Source organism: Bradyrhizobium sp. YR681, assembly GCF_000282615.1.
Lineage (GTDB): Bacteria > Pseudomonadota > Alphaproteobacteria > Rhizobiales > Xanthobacteraceae > Bradyrhizobium.
On record NZ_AKIY01000017.1, the window covers coordinates 31549 to 46530 of the forward strand.

Sequence of the window (14982 nt, forward strand, 5' to 3'; positions counted from 1 at the left end):
CTGCGGGTGACCCCCGCGTCCGCAAGCGAACGCATGAGGGCTACCCGATGCACAAGCATTTGAGACGAATTTACCTGTTGCTCGCCATGGCCTCGGGTTCGGGTTCGTCGTCCGCTCTCGCGGCCGATGCCGGTCACGGCGCCGACCTTGCCCAGCGCTGGTGCGCAAGCTGCCATGTCGTCGCCAATGGCCAGGCGGCAGCCAGCGCCGACGTCCCTTCGTTCGCATCCGTTGCGCGCCGGCCGGACTTCAGTCCGGAGAAGCTCGCCTTCTTCCTGCTCGACCCGCATCCGAAGATGCCGAGCTTTCCCTTGAGCAGGACCGAAGCCGGCGACATCGCGGCCTATATCGGATCGCTGCGTCCGTAGGGCGCCGGCCAGGCGCGACACTTCAGAAAATGCAAATCCCTGCCGGAGGACCGACAGGGATCAGCAGAAAGGATGATGGACGGCGAATGAGAGACCCATTCGGTGGCCCATCATGGACCTGCACGAGCATCGAAATGCGGATCTCGACGCCGCGCAAGATCAATTTGTAGGCACGCAGCGCACAGACCAGGAATCAGGATTTGCCTTTGCCCGGCTGCATCAAACTGCCCGTCATCTGGCGCATATGGTCCCCTGCGCTGGTGAACTGGCTGCGCAGGAAATCGGACTGGATTCGCATTGCCTCTTGAAGGTCGGTGGCATGAACAAGCTTGCGCGCATGCTCGAACGCCGACTTCATGTTCTGCTCGGTGAAAGCGAGCGCCTGCTTCGACACCTCGGTACCCGCTCCGGGAACCGAGGTCATCGATTTGGTGGCGGCTTCGAAAAACATGCCGAAGGCCTTCTCCGCCTGGTCGATCGTCTTCTCGGCCAGGTCGCGCAGTTCGGCCGGAACTTCGAGCTTCGGTTCGATCATGGTCGCACTCCTCCCTTTTTCTTAGCTGAATACCACACTTGCCGGACCGCATTCCAGCGGCGAACCCCGGGCAGACGTCCCCGGCGGTCCGGCTTGGGCAGCCAGACGAGGCAAAAGGCTTAAGGCGCGCGGCCCGGCCTCAGGACAGGGGGTGTTCGGGAAGGGCTTCTTCGGTGGCGAGGTCTTCGACGAGCTTGATAACCTCGAAACGCTGCCGAGGTGCAAGCTTCAGAAACGCGCGGAGCAGACGCAGGCTTTCGACGGTGCCACTCGCAGGCGCGCCGAGCTTGAGGTGCAGTTCAGCCGCGAAATTGAGGTTCTTCATCTCGCACCTATGACTGGCATCGGCATTCCTGATCCGACATCGGGGTCCCATGCGAGAATCCGATGCCACGACGGAATGCTATGGCGACTACGAATTCTCGGCCGGGAGGCCCCGGCAGGTTAGCACGCTGAACGACAAATCCGAACGGAAGGGCTTAACCGAACAGGTTGCAATTATGCCAAGGAACAACCCCTCCGGCAAGCCCAACCACCAGCTTAGCGATGCTTCGTCTGCATCGCAGCACGGCAATTCCGGATAACAGGAATATGGAGCGCAGTCACCCACCTGCGTCAAGAAGCGGCATCAATCACGCACAAGGCTATCATTACCGTCGACCGACACAGCATTTCGCCTTGTTTCCGATGTGAACGGACATTGGCGGAGACCACCTAGCGCTTTTTCAGCGTATACACGTAATTGTTGAGTCCCACCTCGGCGGTTGTATCGTCGACGAAATGAACGTCGATCTCGCAGCCGGTCTCCAGGGTCCTGATCGGGGCTCCCGCGAAGCCGAGCGAGGCGGCAGACGCCTTCGGATCGGCCTTCCTGTCGACACGCTGCATCTCGCCGAACGCACCCTGGAAGATCATGTCGGGACCGTAATCCGTCACCTTGTATTGCGGCTTGGCACAGGCAAAGGGCTGCGGCCCCGATATCTCTTTCGCCTTCAGGACGATTGCCTTGCCGATCAGCCGTGCCCGCTCAGCGCCCTCGGGCTTGCGTTGCTGATCGGCCCATGGCGCGACCACGGCGGCCGTGAATGTCCACCTGCCGATAAGATTCGGCCGCCGCGGCCGTGCCCGCGGCTCCGACCGACGCGAGAAGGCAAACGATGCCGGCGAATTTCATCCGATCCATCCCCTTGAGCTCTCGGCTTGGACTCGCCCCTTCGCATCGAGGTTCATCGCTCCCGGCATATTTCCGGGCGTGAACCATTGTTCAAGACCGAGCGACCAAGCGGTTGCGGAACGGCCACGCAGATCACGGGCGCCATGGCTGACGGACCTCAAACCGATTCGGGCGCGCCTCAGCACCAAAGGACGACGGCATGCTTTCTCGCTGCGATCTCATCAAGGGCGCCGCGGTCGCGCTTTTCACCCTCTCGATACAAGGCGCATGGGCGCAGGAGACCAGGATGAACCTGTTCAAGATCGTCACCATCAAGGACGAAATCGTCGTCGGGCTATCGTCGGAAGAGCTTCAGGCGCTCGGCGGCAGCGATGCGAGCGCGGTTGCACACGCGCTGGCGCAGAAGGGCGACCTCACCGTCTGGCAATACAACGTGCATCGCGGCCCGAACGGCGAATTGCAGCAGGCGCCGACCGCCAAGATCGGGCTTCTGGCGAACGCCTCGCTCCGTGTCGAGCCCTACACGACGCCCTATCAGATCGTGCCGCACCCCTAAGCGCGAGCTGGCCCGCCGGCGGCCAACACCGCCGGCGGGCTGCAATTATCTGCGCTGACTTGCACGCCGTGTCCCGATTTCCGTCGCAAAGCCGTAGATCAGCGCCAGCCGGTCCAGGCATTCGCGAAAGCGTCGTGCAAAATAGTCGTTCCAGCGCTGCGTCCGGACGGCGCGGCGCTCCCCGATCTGATCCATGGTCAGGCCGAGCACCAGCACGTCGTGCACCAGAGCGGCACCATCGGTGCCGAGTTCACGCTCAACCCGGTTCAGCCGCAGCACCGCCTGCCGCTGGCTCTCGGTGACAGGCTCGCGGGTGGCGGTACTATCGACATATTCGCGTGTCGTGTCGACCGCCTGAGGGCCCCGCTCCGCACGCTCCCAATCGTTCTGGAAGGCACGCCCGCCGCGATATTGCGCTTCGTCGATCTGGTGGTGAGCGTGCAGCCGGCCGAGCGGATCGCTGCGGATCGCCCGGAGCGCCATGATTTTCTCGCCGGGCTCGAGCGCCAGCGGATTATCGACCTCGACCTCCGCCAATTCGGCATTGAAAGGCACTTCGCGCGACCGCCGGTCGTAGATCTCACTGAGTTTGTAGGACTTGTTGCGTCGGGCACGTGCCACTCGGATGCTCCTTTGCAAAGTTGACGATTGAACGGGCGGTGGCCGCTTCAGGCGGCGGAGACCAGTCTCAGCACGACGGGACCGGCGCCACGGCCGGACGCAGCCACGGAACGCTGCGTCAGGCGCGCATGCGGCGCGCAATAGCTGGAGCCCGACTGACACGGATGGCCGCAGAAGGAGATCTCCTCCCCGTCCTTGTCCCCGCCATAGGGATAGCGGCAGTCGGCCGGCTCAAGTTCGACCAGCTGGATCAGGCGCGGCTGGACGCCGACGCAGCGCAGCGTCACCCGCGCGGCAGGCTTCATTGCGGATTCCGGCGGCAGATTCAGGTGCTGTAACGCCGACCGGCGCGGCGAAGGCAGGCCGCCCTCACCCGGCAAAGACGGCACGATTGGCGGACTCGTCATCCGTGGCGGCACAACGAGCCCAAGGCGCTTGGCGCGGCCGACCACAGCGCTGCGCGTGTAAGCCGTTCCAAACCTTGCGTTAATCTGCTTGCCGATCTCGGCATAAGACATACCCCTGAGAAAATAGTCGCGAAGCGCGTCGGAGTGCTCCGACGGCCAATGGCCCGGTTCCATGTTGCTGTCCTGTGATGCGCCTTTGCCCGGTCGCACGACCAGATGGCGAAACACACATTCCGGTATTCCGAAGATAGTGTCAAGCAATAATTCTGATATTCATAATTGCATCAATTCCGAATTTCGGATTACAAGAGGCAAGACGATGGGCAATCGAGGGAATCACCATGTTGGACGTTGCAATGATCGAACGGGGCCTGGAGAAGACGGGCAAGAGCAAGGGCGGTCTTGCGGCGGCGATGGGCGTTCGGCCCGGCGCGGTCTCTGAGATCCTCGGCGGCGAGCGCTTGGTGAAGGCGTCGGAAATCATTCCGATCATGGAATATCTCGAGCTCAATCTTGCGCCGATCATGGGCCGCGTCGGTGCCGGCGCCGTGATCGAGCCGGATTACGAGCAGGTTCCTCCGGAAGGTCTCGGCGACATCGCGCTGCCCTTCCCGATCATGGAAGAAACCGTCGCATTCGAGATCGTCGGCGATTCGATGCTGCCCAAATACGAGAGCGGCGACGTGATCGTGGTCTACAAGGACCAGCGCCATCCGCTGTCGAGCTTCTACGGCGAAGAGGCGGTGGTCCGGCTCAAGACCGGCGAGCGCTATCTGAAGACCATCGAGCGGGGCAAAACCCCCTCCGTCGTCAATCTCAACAGCTTCAACGCCAAGCCGATCGTCGGCGTCAAGCTCGACTGGGTCGGGGAGATCTGCCTGTCCATGCCCAAGGGCCAGCTCGAGCGGCTGCGCGCCAAGTCGGCGCGCCCCCGCAAGAAGGGCAAGTGAGCGTCGATTTCTGTTTTTTGGAAATCCAGCTTGACTTGATTCCGTTTTTCGGAAATACTCTGCCGTGCCCGGACCACAGGGGCGCGGCAGGGTTATTTCATGCAGTATTTCGTCGTGATGATCGACTATGGGCGGCGCGGCCGCGAAGCGGTCGTCGATCCTGAAATCACGCGGCGCGAGGTCATTTCCCGCGTTACGTCAGGTGAATATCAAAACATCTCGTTCATCCACGAGATCGTGGACAACTCCGTCGAGGACGTCACCGAGACCATCCTGGCCGAGGCTGCCCTTCCCCGGATCGCCCCCGAAGAAGTTGACCTCCAGGCGATCCGCCTCGATCACGCCCGCGACCTGCGCAAGCACGAGCGAACGTGACGCAGGCTCTTGCCGGCCTGCGCCACCGTCCGGACGGAGATCACACCGTGAGCACGGTCGATCCTGTGGTCTTGCGCGCAGCGAGATCGGCATGCGCCTTGGCCGCGTCCTTCAGCGGATAGGTCTGGTGCACCTCGATCTTCACCGCGCCGGACTTCACGACGTCGAACAGCTCGTTCGCCATCGCCACCAGGCTCTCGCGCTTGGCGGCGTAGGTGAACAGCGTCGGACGGGTGACATAGAGCGAGCCCTTTTGCGCAAGCAGGCCGAGATTAAGCGGCTCGACAGCGCCGGAGGACGCACCGAACAGCGCGGCGACGCCGAGCGGCGCAAGGCAGTCCAGCGACTTCAGGAAAGTGTCCTTGCCGACGGAATCGTAAACCACCGGCACCTTCTTGCCGCCCGTGATCTCGTCGACGCGCTTCACGAAATCCTCGCGGGTGTAGATGATGACATGGTCGCAACCATGCGCCTTGGCCAGTTTTGCCTTCTCGTCGCTGCTGACCGTCCCGATCACCGTCGCGCCGAGATGTTTTGCCCACTGGCTCAGGATCAGGCCGACGCCACCGGCCGCCGCATGCAGCAGGATGGTATCCCCGGCCTTCACCCGATAGGTCTGCCGGATCAGATATTGCGTGGTGAGCCCCTTGAGCATCATCGCCGCCGCGGTCTTGTCATCGACGCCGTCGGGCAGCTTCAACAGCCGGTCGGCCGGGATCAATCTCGCCTCGGCATAGGCACCAAGTGGCGAGGCACCATAGGCGACGCGATCGCCGGCTTTCAGATCGGTGACACCGGGCCCGACTTCCTCGACCACACCGGCTCCCTCGCTGCCGAGACCGCTCGGCAATTGAACCGGATACACGCCAGAGCGATTGTAGATGTCGACGAAGTTGAGGCCGACGGCAGTGTGGCGGATGCGCGCTTCGCCCGGTCCGGGCTTGCCGACACTGACCTCCTCCCAGACCAGGACTTCCGGGCCGCCAGTCTTGTGAAAGCGAATGGCGTGCGTCATGGGGTTGCTCCCTTATCGTTGCAGTGAAGGTCCGAGAACCGGATCGGCTTGTGAAATAGGCATTTGGTCCGCCTGTTACAGTATAGAAGACGTAACAAGAATGTCACAGCGAACGACAAACGCCCGCCGTTCCGCCTCTGTTCGAAAGAGTTGATGACGGCCTTGAGCCGACCGGCAGTAGCCTTTGCGCGGGGTTTGGTGGTCGCCTGCGAAGGAGAGCCGAGATGCCAGCTTATGTACAGCATCATCAGGATATCGAAATCGCGCCTGTGATTTGCCCGACATGCATGGGGTTCCTGCCAATGTATGTGCGCGAGGTCGAGCCGCACTGGAGCCTTGCCAAGATCGACTTCGTCTATGAATGCGCCGATTGCGGCGCCGAGGTCCGGCAGACGATCCGCAAGGGCGAGTTGCTGCGGCACTGATCGCACCGACAGCCGGGCAGCCCAAGTATTTGCGTTGAGCGGAAAAAGCGCGGTCCGCGCGGGTCAGATGCCTCCCAAACGAGGCTTGTTCTTTGCCGGGAACGCAGGCAGAACAAGCTCAAGCAAGACCTTTGGGAGCGCCATTTCGTGGCTGAGCAAAAGCCCTCGACCGCGATCGAGGCAGTGGAGAGCGGCCTCGCCGCGCAGGGCTACATCGCGAGCCGGCAGATCGCGACCGCCGTCTATTTGTCGCAACAGATCGAGAAGCCGATCCTGGTCGAGGGCCCCGCGGGCGTCGGCAAAACCGAGCTTGCCAAGGCGATTGCCGCCTGGCGCGGCATGAAGATGATCCGCCTGCAATGCTACGAAGGCCTCGACGAGGCCAAGGCGCTCTACGAGTGGAAATACGCAAAGCAGCTGCTCTACACCCAGATCCTCAAGGACAAGCTCGGCGAAGTGCTCGGCGGCGCGCAGACGCTGCATGATGCTCTCAATCAGCTCCATGATTTCGGCGACGTGTTCTTCTCCAAGGAGTTCGTCGAGCCACGCCCCCTGCTCCAGGCGCTGGAGCAGCCGGGCGGCTGCGTGCTTCTGATCGACGAAATCGACAAGTCGGACGCCGAATTCGAATCGCTGCTGCTGGAAATCCTCTCGGACTTCCAGGTCACGATCCCCGAACTCGGCACCGTCTCGGCGATCACGCCTCCGACCGTGATCCTCACCTCCAACAGCGAGCGCGACCTCGGCGACGCCCTGAAGCGGCGCTGCCTGCATCTGCATATCGGCTTCCCCGAGCAGCGGCTGGAGGAGCGCATTGTCGAGAGCCGCGTGCCCGGCATCTCGCAGACGCTGCGCCGGCAGATGGTCGGCTTCATCCACGAGATCCGCTCGCTCGACCTGAAGAAGCTGCCCTCCGTCAGCGAAACCATCGACTGGGCCCGCGTGCTGGTGCTGCTCCAGGCCACCGAGCTCGATACGGAAATCGTCAAGGACACGCTCAATGTGCTCCTGAAATATGAAGCCGACATCGAGGCCGCGGCGCCGCACGTGACGACCTTCATTGCCAAGGCGGCCCGGTCCAACGTCTTCGGTTGACGCCGATGCGCGAGAATCTCCATCGTTTCTTTCGGGCGGCGCGGGGCGTCGGCGTCCACGTTTCGCCCGCCGAAAGCATCGATGCGATGCGCGCGGTCGCGCAGGTCGGCGTGTCAGACCGCACGATTCTGCGTGATACCCTGCTCCTGACGCTCGCCAAGTCGCAGGACGAGAAGCTCGCGCTCGGCGACTGCTTTGATCTCTTCTTCAGCCAGCCCGAGCCGCGGGAAGACCAGCCTCAATCCGATAATGATGACGCTTCGCAGGACGCCGATCAACAGGCCAATCAATCTCCCTCATCCGGTTCGGACAGCGACGCAGGCGAAGGGCAAGCTCCCGAGGGATTAGGTCCGCTAGCGCAGATGCTGCTGTCGCAGGATCGCAATGCGATCGCAGCCGCCATTGCCAGTGCCTCCGGTGCAGCCTCGCTCACGGACATCCGCTATTCGACCCAGCGCGGCATCTTCTCCAGCCGCATCCTCGACGCCATGGGCCTGCAGCGCCTGCGCGACGAGCTCGACGAGCTGACCGCGACCAACCCCGCGCTCGCGGAGCGTTTGCGCGGGGCGCTGGACGCCTTGCGCGAAGCAGTCCGCGACACCGTCGCACAAGGCCTTGCACTTTATGCCCGCGAGGAGGCCGAAAACCTCCGCAACGAGATCCTGCGCAACGCGCCGCTTGCCCGCATCGAACGGCGCCAGGTCGCCGAGATGCGCGCCCTCATCCGCCAGATCGCACGCCGCCTGCGCGAGCGTTATTCCAAGCCGCGCAAGCGCCAGCGGCGCGGCCATCTCGACGTCCGCCGCACGCTCCGCCGCAACGCCGCCTGGGGCGGCGTGCCGTTCCTCACCGCATGGAAGCGCAAACATCGCGACCGGCCCAAGATCGTGGCGATCTGTGACGTCTCCGGCTCGGTCGCGCAGGTCTCGGACTTCTTCCTGCTCCTGATCCACTCGCTGCACGAGGTGGTCGACGACGTCCACTCATTCGCCTTCTCCTCGCACCTGATCGAGGTCAGCGACATCCTGGAGAAGAAATCGCCGGAAGAGGCGATGGCCGAGATCATGTCCAAGGTCGGTTTCGGCTCGTCCGACTACGGCTCCTCGCTGGTCGATTTCGAGAAGGAGTTCATGAGCACGCTGACCCCGCAGACCACGGTGATCGTGCTCGGCGATGCCCGCAGCAACAATCTCGATCCGCGTGCCGACATTCTGCGCCGCATCTCCGAACGTTCAAAGCGGCTGGTCTGGCTCAATCCCGAAGGACGGCTCGCCTGGGGCTTTGGCGATTCCGAGATGCCGCGCTATGCGACCTTTTGCAGCGTGGTGCGCCAATGCGCCACCGCCCAGCAGCTCGAGCGGGCCGTGTCCGACATCGTGGCGACTTATCAGTAGACGGCGATCAAACCTGTCGTCCGGCGTCAGGCGGCAGCCAACTCGGCCTGGACGAGGTTGCACTCCCGGAAGTGATACGCAATTTCGTCGAGCGCGCGCTGCTCCCATTCCTGGGCCTGCGCGAGCCAAAACACCCGGCGCTCCGCATCCAGCGCGGCACGCTCGCGGCAGAGGAATTCCTGACTGCGAATTTCCACCAGCCTCTTCATGCACTCACACTCCTGTCGTGTGAAGCTAATCCCCGCGAATCAACGTAGCAGAATCACGTCCCTCTCGCCTCACGATTTCTGTGCATATTGCGACGCAGAATGGGACAGTGATATTTCCCGTGCACCGCGGCGGCGCTCGCCGCACGATCAAGCGCAAATCATCAATTAGTGATCGGAGATCGGGACGATATTCATGCGCAACCGATCTTAACTCTTGTGACGCAACGAAGTGCGGCAATTCGTGAAGAGATGTTCTAGACAGCACACTGAATTCCGACTCATTGTCGTCGCACGGTCTTCATGCAGCGCCGCTAACAGAGGCCCGCGAACAGCACTATCGCTTGAGGCAACATGAGCAACGATTTCGACTTCGATCTTTCACCCGATCAGTGGGAAGCGCTGAAAGCGCTTCGCAATCCGGTGTCGAACGGTCGTCTCTCGAAGGCTTATGTCGTCAAAAGCCTGGTCGAGCTGGGCCTTGTCGCGGTCGATGATGACGTGCCCGTGATGACACCAGCCGGACGCACGGCGCTGGTGCGCGGATCGTGCAGATTGCTGGACCTCGCAGCTTGACGCCCGCGTCAAAATATCTGTGCGATCACGATCGCGTAAGCGACGAACACGACACCTAGGCCCCACACCATCGCCGGAATCTGCGACCGCCGGCCGACCGCCACTTCGAGGGCGATGTAGCTCAGCGTGCCCAAGGCCATTCCGTTGATGAGGTTGTTGGTCAGCACGGTGACCAGCAGCGTCAGCACGATCGGAACCGCGTTGCCGAGATCGGTCATGTCGATGCGGGCAAGCCCCTGCATCATCAACACGCCGACGAGCACCAGCGCGGGCGCGGTCGCTTGCGGCGGGATGATGACGAAGATCGGCCAGAAGAACAGCGCGAGAAAGAACAGCCCCGCGACGGTCACCGAAGTCAGCCCCGTGCGGCCACCGGCCTGCACGCCGGTGATGGACTCGATGTAGGCCGTGACGACGGACGTCCCGAGCAGCGGTCCGACAATCGATGCCGTAGCATCGGTGGCAAAGGCGGCGGTGGCATTCGGGATCGAGCCATCGGACTTGCGCAGATTGGCAGCTCCCGTCACGCCGATCAGCGTGCCCAGCGTCGAAAAGAATTCGGCGCACAGGAAATAGAACAGCAGCGGCAGCGCCACGACGAAATGGCTGAAGAGATAGCCGATGTCGAGCGCCATGAAGGTGCTGGTCGGCCAGCGCGGCCACGCCATGATCGCTGATGGCACCGACGTCACCATCTTGCCGTTGGCGCCGGGAACGAAAAATCCGATCACGGTCAGCAACGCAATCGACAGGATCAACGCCGCCGGCACCCGACGCGCCACCAGCACCGGCGTGAGCAGAAGACCAAACAGCGTCAGCAGCACCGGCGGGCTGCGCAGCGATCCCATCGCGATGTAGGTCGAGGGGTTCTGGACTACGAAGCCCGCGCCGCGGAGCGCAATGAAGACGATGAGCGTGCCGACGGCAGCCTGGATGCCGATCTTCAGCGCCTCCGGCACGTCCTTCGCGACTTTCTCGCGCAGCTTCGACAGGCTGAGGATCAGGAACAGCACGCCGGTGAAAGCGACCATGGCGAGCGCGCCCTGCCAGGGCATGCCCATCTGCTTGACGATGACATAGGTGAAGATGACGTTCGATCCCATCGCGGGCGCGACCGCGAGCGGCAGGTTGGCCCACAGTCCCATCATCACCGAGCCGAGGATTGCGGCGAGTGCCGTGGCGCTGACGAGATCGGCACGATCCATTCCGGCGTTGGACATGATCGCCGGGTTCACAGCGATGATATAGGCCATTGCCGCGAACGTGGTCGCGCCGGCCATCACCTCGCGGCCGACGCTCGTGCCGCGCTCGGTAAGGCCAAAGAAGCGATCGAGCGATCCGGCGGCTGCGCGCGGCTCAGGCTCTGCGGAAGCGACTTGCTGCTTCGTCATTTCGTCCATCCCAGTCCCCCTACCAAACCACCGGGTGCGCTTGGCCGGTCTGCACGTTGATGAAACCGAGCGGCGCCTGCTCGCACGGCGCCACCAACACCCAGCTCCAGGGCGCGCAGGTCAGCGTTGCGAACATCAGCCTCTCCGGGAATCCCGGATACCAGCGCGGCCGGAACGTCGGCTCGTACATCCAGTCGATCTTGCGGCCTTCCGCGTAGAGTGCGTGCATCTCGGCATCGAGCGCATGCGCCGAACGACAGCTCATCAGCCCGCCGACCTCGAAGCGCACGGTGGCAACGAGCTCGCCTTCGCGCACCAGCGCCCATCCGCCCTGAAGCTCGATCAGCGCGTTCACCGCCTTCGCCATCGCCGCGTCGGACGAGCCGACCACCCAGATATTGTGCTTGTCGTGCGCGACCGAGCAGGCGACCGCCGTCTCCGGCGTGCGCGGCCCGCAGCCGCGCCAAAACATCTTCGCGACACGCCCGTCGCCGGAAAAGCGGTCGACGATGGCAAATTTGGTGATGGCCTCGCTCTCGTCGCGCTGCACGACCCCGTCACGCACCGGGAGTTCGAGCGTGTAGAATTCGGGATGCCAATGGAAGGGACGGATCACCGCCGCCTTCATCGTGCTGCGGCCGGGCTCGGCCCGCAGCTCGAAATCCTCAGACTTGACGGTGCGCTTGATGTTGACCGTCTTCGTCGCCCATTCCGGCCACTGGATTTCAGGCACCTTGCCCAGATAGCGCTTGCCTTCGGACACCTGCGCGCCATCGGCCCACACTTCGGCGATCGTCAGCTTGGCAACATCGGAGAGCAGCACCACGTCGCCGAAACGCCCGGGAGCCAGACTGCCGACGAACGGCGTGATGCGCATGTGCCGCGCCGGATTGATGGTGAGACACTGGATGGCGATTTCCGGCGCAAGACCGGCCTCAATCGCGATGCGCGCATTGTGGTCGCTGGCGCCGAGTTCGAGCGTGTGGCTGGCACTGCGGTCATCCGTCGTGAACGCAATCTGCGACCAGTCCTGCAAACCCTTCGCGAGCAGCCATTTGACGATCTCGTCCATGGCATAGACACGCAGCTCGATGAACAAGCCGCGGGTGAGCTTGTCCCAGGTTTCCTCCGGAGTCTGCACTTCGTGGTCGGACGCGAGCCCGGCCGCGGCAAAGGCGTTGATGGAGGGCAGATCCCGCAAGCCGGAGGCATGGCCTTCGACGACGCCGCGCGCCGCGAACGTCGCCTCGATCATGCCCCAGAGCCGTTTGTAGGAGGGATTGTCGGGATTCCAGACCGCCGGCCAGTCCATGACCTCGTCGAGCCCGGTGACCATCAGGCTCTCGGCCATGAAGTCGGCCTGCTCGTCGTGGCCATACCAGCCGCCGCCCCATTCGTAACCCGTCGGTGGCACCGCCGACCCAGGCTGAGGAAAGATCTTGAGCGGCGAGCCCCGGCGACGCGCCTCGAACCAGAATTCGAGATTGCGCGCGCCGTTGACGTTGGAGAATTCGTGGCTCGCCTCGCAGGTCCAGGTATTGCCATGCGGCAGCACCAGCGCTGCCTCCCATTCCGGCGTCAGATGCGAGCTTTCGATATGCTTGTGCACCTCGCCGAAGCCGGGCACGGCCGCAAGCTCTGGACGATGCACGCGCTCGCGCACCTCGCCGGGATAGCTGCCGGCCGGCCCGACCCAGGCGATGCGCCGGCCCTTGAAGACGATCTCCTGATCCTCGCTCCAGGTCCGGCTGTGCACGTCGAGCAGTTTGCCAACCCGCAAGGCGCGATCGGCCGGGCGGCGGCCGAGCGCCGTCAGCACCAGATCCTGACGGATGCGAACTTCATCGGGCGCGTTGATCAGGAGGTCGTCGGGGATCGCATTCATGGCCTGCCTCACGCTACGCCGGTGCTTTCGCGGCCGCGGCTCGCTTCCGCGCCGGTTTCCCGGCCTTGCTGCCGCGCGCCGCGGCGGCGTCGCGCTGACGGACATCCTTCAAAAGAGTGGTGAGCGCCCACTCGATCGCGTCTGCGATCTCGGCGCTGGACATGCCAAAGTCCTCGCGCATCGCATTCCAGGCCAGCACGTTGTTGAGATAAGACGCGAGCGCTTCCGCTTGCCGAACCTCCTTCGGGGGAAGATGCCGCACCAGTGGCGCCATCGCCTTGTGATGCTGCCCGATCAGGTGCCGCCGGAAGTCCGCGCGCATCCGCCTGCCCGCCCGCGTCACCGCAATGGCGCGCGCCAGATGCGGATGACGATCAAACCGCTTGCATAGCTTGCGGAAAATCTCGGGCAGCTCATCGGGCGAGGTGAAGGGAATGTAGCTGAAGACGTTGTCCTCGATCCATTCGCCGGCCGCAGCGGACAACTCCGCACGGGTCTTGAAGTGCCGATAGATGGTCCGCTCCGCCACCTTGGCGCGCTTGGCCACGGCGGCCATGGAAATGTCGTCGGCCGCCTCGTCCTCCAGCGTCTCGACGAAAGCCGCAACGATGCGCTGCCGCGTCATCTCGGCATATTCGTCGCGAAGGCTGGCGATATGTCGCTTTGCTGTACTCATGTCATAAGTCTGACATCACGCAGATTGGAGGGTCAAGCCGAGACTTGAGGCAGCCCGCGCCGCAACAATGGGCGTCAGCATGCTCGACGGGGCTGACGACCTCCGCGAGCCCGATGATCGCCTGCCGCCTGAAAAATGGACTTTTGCCCGCCGCCAAAATCGGATTTGCTCTGCCGAGAACTGCGCGCAACGGCGCCGCGGACGGCAAGGGAGCCGCCGCGCGGACAGCAAGGGAGCTGGTCATGAACGGGCTTGGCGGATTGAACAAATCACCCGAGGGCGTGGTCATCGGAGTGGTTCAGTTGCAGTTGCCGAACGTCGTGACCCGCGCCGATCTGGCCAGACAGACCGAACGCATCGTCTGGATGGTCGGCAAGGCCCGCCGCAATCTCTCCACCATGGATCTGGTGGTGTTCCCCGAATATTCGCTGCACGGCCTCTCGATGGACACCAATCCAGAGATCATGTGCCGGCTCGACGGGCCCGAGGTCGCAGCCTTCAAGAAGGCCTGCATCGACAACAGGATCTGGGGCTGCTTCTCCATCATGGAGTTCAACCCGCACGGCAATCCCTACAATTCCGGCCTGATCATCGACGATGTCGGCGAGATCAAACTGTATTACCGCAAGCTCCATCCCTGGATTCCCGTCGAACCGTGGGAGCCCGGCGATATCGGCATTCCCGTGATCGAGGGGCCGAAGGGCGCGAAGATCGCGCTGATCATCTGCCATGACGGAATGTTTCCGGAGATGGCGCGGGAATGCGCCTACAAGGGCGCGGAGATCATGATCCGCACCGCCGGTTACACCGCACCGATCCGCGACGCCTGGCGCTTCACCAACCAGGCCAACTCGTTCCAGAACCTGATGGTCACTGCGAACGTCTGCATGTGCGGCACTGACGGCTCTTTCGATTCCATGGGCGAAGGCATGATCGTCAATTTCGACGGCAGTGTGCTGGCGCATGGCACCACCGGCCGCGCCGACGAGATCATCACCGCCGAGGTGCGCCCCGACCTCGTGCGCGAGGCCCGGATCAATTGGGGTGTCGAGAACAATATCTACCAGCTCTGGCACCGCGGCTACGTCGCGGTGAAGGGCGGTGCGATGGACTGCCCCTATACCTTCATGCAGGACATGGTCGCGGGCACGTTTCGCCTGCCCTGGGAGGAACAGGTGAAAGTTACCGACGGCACCTCCTGCGGCTTCCCGGTACCGACACGGATGTTCGGCAAGACCGCGAAGGCGGCGGAATAGCCCGGCTTCAGGCGGGTGACCGCGACATTCTGGCACGGTAGTTGCTCCCTTTTTTGACATCGGGACGTCAAAACGGG

At 63.2% G+C, this 14982-nt stretch carries 19 protein-coding genes; 9 read left to right on the forward strand and 10 right to left on the reverse strand.

Going from position 1 to position 14982, the window contains the following annotated elements; translation table 11 throughout:
• The first annotated feature begins 47 nt into the window (after positions 1-47).
• On the forward strand, positions 48-368 hold the full coding sequence (locus PMI42_RS02400; protein ID WP_008130232.1) for a c-type cytochrome: 321 nt from the start codon (positions 48-50) through the stop codon (positions 366-368).
• 193 nt (positions 369-561) lie between these two features.
• Here PMI42_RS02400 and PMI42_RS02405 read toward each other — a convergent pair whose 3' ends face one another.
• From PMI42_RS02405 to PMI42_RS02415, 3 genes are all read right to left on the reverse strand, one after another.
• Complete coding sequence (locus PMI42_RS02405; RefSeq protein WP_008130234.1) at positions 562-903, reverse strand: phasin; 342 nt, start codon at positions 901-903, stop codon at positions 562-564.
• Between the two features lie 139 nt (positions 904-1042).
• Positions 1043-1228 carry a hypothetical protein gene (locus PMI42_RS39610; protein ID WP_007601490.1) on the reverse strand — a complete coding sequence of 62 codons (186 nt, stop codon included), beginning with the start codon at positions 1226-1228 and terminating at the stop codon, positions 1043-1045.
• A gap of 389 nt (positions 1229-1617) precedes the next feature.
• Complete coding sequence (locus tag PMI42_RS02415) at positions 1618-1977, reverse strand: hypothetical protein (RefSeq protein WP_008130238.1); 360 nt, start codon at positions 1975-1977, stop codon at positions 1618-1620.
• A 299-nt stretch (positions 1978-2276) separates the two neighbouring features.
• On the opposite strand from PMI42_RS02415, the gene PMI42_RS02420 reads away from it, so the two are divergent.
• On the forward strand, positions 2277-2633 hold the full coding sequence (locus PMI42_RS02420) for a hypothetical protein (protein ID WP_008130240.1): 357 nt from the start codon (positions 2277-2279) through the stop codon (positions 2631-2633).
• A gap of 45 nt (positions 2634-2678) precedes the next feature.
• On the opposite strand, the gene PMI42_RS02425 is transcribed toward PMI42_RS02420, so the two are convergent.
• Both PMI42_RS02425 and PMI42_RS02430 read right to left on the reverse strand, forming a co-directional pair.
• Positions 2679-3254 (reverse strand): hypothetical protein, encoded by a 576-nt coding sequence (locus PMI42_RS02425; protein WP_008130242.1) that lies wholly within the window; start codon positions 3252-3254, stop codon positions 2679-2681.
• Positions 3255-3301: 47 nt separating this feature from the next.
• Entirely contained in the window at positions 3302-3835 is a 534-nt protein-coding gene (locus PMI42_RS02430) for a GcrA family cell cycle regulator (protein WP_008130245.1), read from the reverse strand.
• A gap of 167 nt (positions 3836-4002) precedes the next feature.
• On the opposite strand from PMI42_RS02430, the gene PMI42_RS02435 reads away from it, so the two are divergent.
• Positions 4003-4611, forward strand: coding sequence for a S24 family peptidase (locus PMI42_RS02435; RefSeq protein ID WP_008130247.1), 609 nt, complete (start codon positions 4003-4005; stop codon positions 4609-4611).
• Between the two features lie 99 nt (positions 4612-4710).
• Positions 4711-4986 (forward strand): hypothetical protein, encoded by a 276-nt coding sequence (locus tag PMI42_RS02440; RefSeq protein WP_008130249.1) that lies wholly within the window; start codon positions 4711-4713, stop codon positions 4984-4986.
• A 40-nt stretch (positions 4987-5026) separates the two neighbouring features.
• On the opposite strand, the gene PMI42_RS02445 is transcribed toward PMI42_RS02440, so the two are convergent.
• Positions 5027-6001 (reverse strand): quinone oxidoreductase family protein, encoded by a 975-nt coding sequence (locus PMI42_RS02445; RefSeq protein ID WP_008130251.1) that lies wholly within the window; start codon positions 5999-6001, stop codon positions 5027-5029.
• A gap of 224 nt (positions 6002-6225) precedes the next feature.
• On the opposite strand from PMI42_RS02445, the gene PMI42_RS02450 reads away from it, so the two are divergent.
• From PMI42_RS02450 to PMI42_RS02460, 3 genes are all read left to right on the forward strand, one after another.
• The gene (locus PMI42_RS02450; protein WP_008130254.1) at positions 6226-6426 is read left to right on the forward strand and encodes a hypothetical protein; all 201 of its coding nucleotides are present in this window, start codon (positions 6226-6228) and stop codon (positions 6424-6426) included.
• Positions 6427-6573: 147 nt separating this feature from the next.
• Positions 6574-7521 carry an AAA family ATPase gene (locus PMI42_RS02455; protein ID WP_008130256.1) on the forward strand — a complete coding sequence of 316 codons (948 nt, stop codon included), beginning with the start codon at positions 6574-6576 and terminating at the stop codon, positions 7519-7521.
• A gap of 5 nt (positions 7522-7526) precedes the next feature.
• On the forward strand, positions 7527-8915 hold the full coding sequence (locus PMI42_RS02460; RefSeq protein ID WP_008130258.1) for a vWA domain-containing protein: 1389 nt from the start codon (positions 7527-7529) through the stop codon (positions 8913-8915).
• 26 nt (positions 8916-8941) lie between these two features.
• Here PMI42_RS02460 and PMI42_RS39615 read toward each other — a convergent pair whose 3' ends face one another.
• The gene (locus PMI42_RS39615) at positions 8942-9124 is read right to left on the reverse strand and encodes a hypothetical protein (RefSeq protein ID WP_008130260.1); all 183 of its coding nucleotides are present in this window, start codon (positions 9122-9124) and stop codon (positions 8942-8944) included.
• Positions 9125-9475: 351 nt separating this feature from the next.
• On the opposite strand from PMI42_RS39615, the gene PMI42_RS02470 reads away from it, so the two are divergent.
• Complete coding sequence (locus tag PMI42_RS02470) at positions 9476-9697, forward strand: hypothetical protein (RefSeq protein ID WP_008130262.1); 222 nt, start codon at positions 9476-9478, stop codon at positions 9695-9697.
• A gap of 8 nt (positions 9698-9705) precedes the next feature.
• Here PMI42_RS02470 and PMI42_RS02475 read toward each other — a convergent pair whose 3' ends face one another.
• From PMI42_RS02475 to PMI42_RS02485, 3 genes are read right to left on the reverse strand one after another with little or no spacing between them, the layout of a single operon-like run.
• Complete coding sequence (locus PMI42_RS02475) at positions 9706-11088, reverse strand: NCS2 family permease (RefSeq protein WP_240535195.1); 1383 nt, start codon at positions 11086-11088, stop codon at positions 9706-9708.
• A gap of 19 nt (positions 11089-11107) precedes the next feature.
• The gene (locus PMI42_RS02480; RefSeq protein WP_008130266.1) at positions 11108-12973 is read right to left on the reverse strand and encodes an adenine deaminase; all 1866 of its coding nucleotides are present in this window, start codon (positions 12971-12973) and stop codon (positions 11108-11110) included.
• A gap of 13 nt (positions 12974-12986) precedes the next feature.
• Positions 12987-13649, reverse strand: a complete 663-nt coding sequence (locus PMI42_RS02485; RefSeq protein WP_008130267.1) for a TetR family transcriptional regulator — start codon at positions 13647-13649, stop codon at positions 12987-12989.
• A gap of 242 nt (positions 13650-13891) precedes the next feature.
• Between PMI42_RS02485 and PMI42_RS02490 the strand changes: the two genes are divergently transcribed.
• Positions 13892-14905 carry a formamidase gene (locus tag PMI42_RS02490; protein ID WP_008130268.1) on the forward strand — a complete coding sequence of 338 codons (1014 nt, stop codon included), beginning with the start codon at positions 13892-13894 and terminating at the stop codon, positions 14903-14905.
• The last annotated feature ends 77 nt before the right edge of the window (positions 14906-14982 follow it).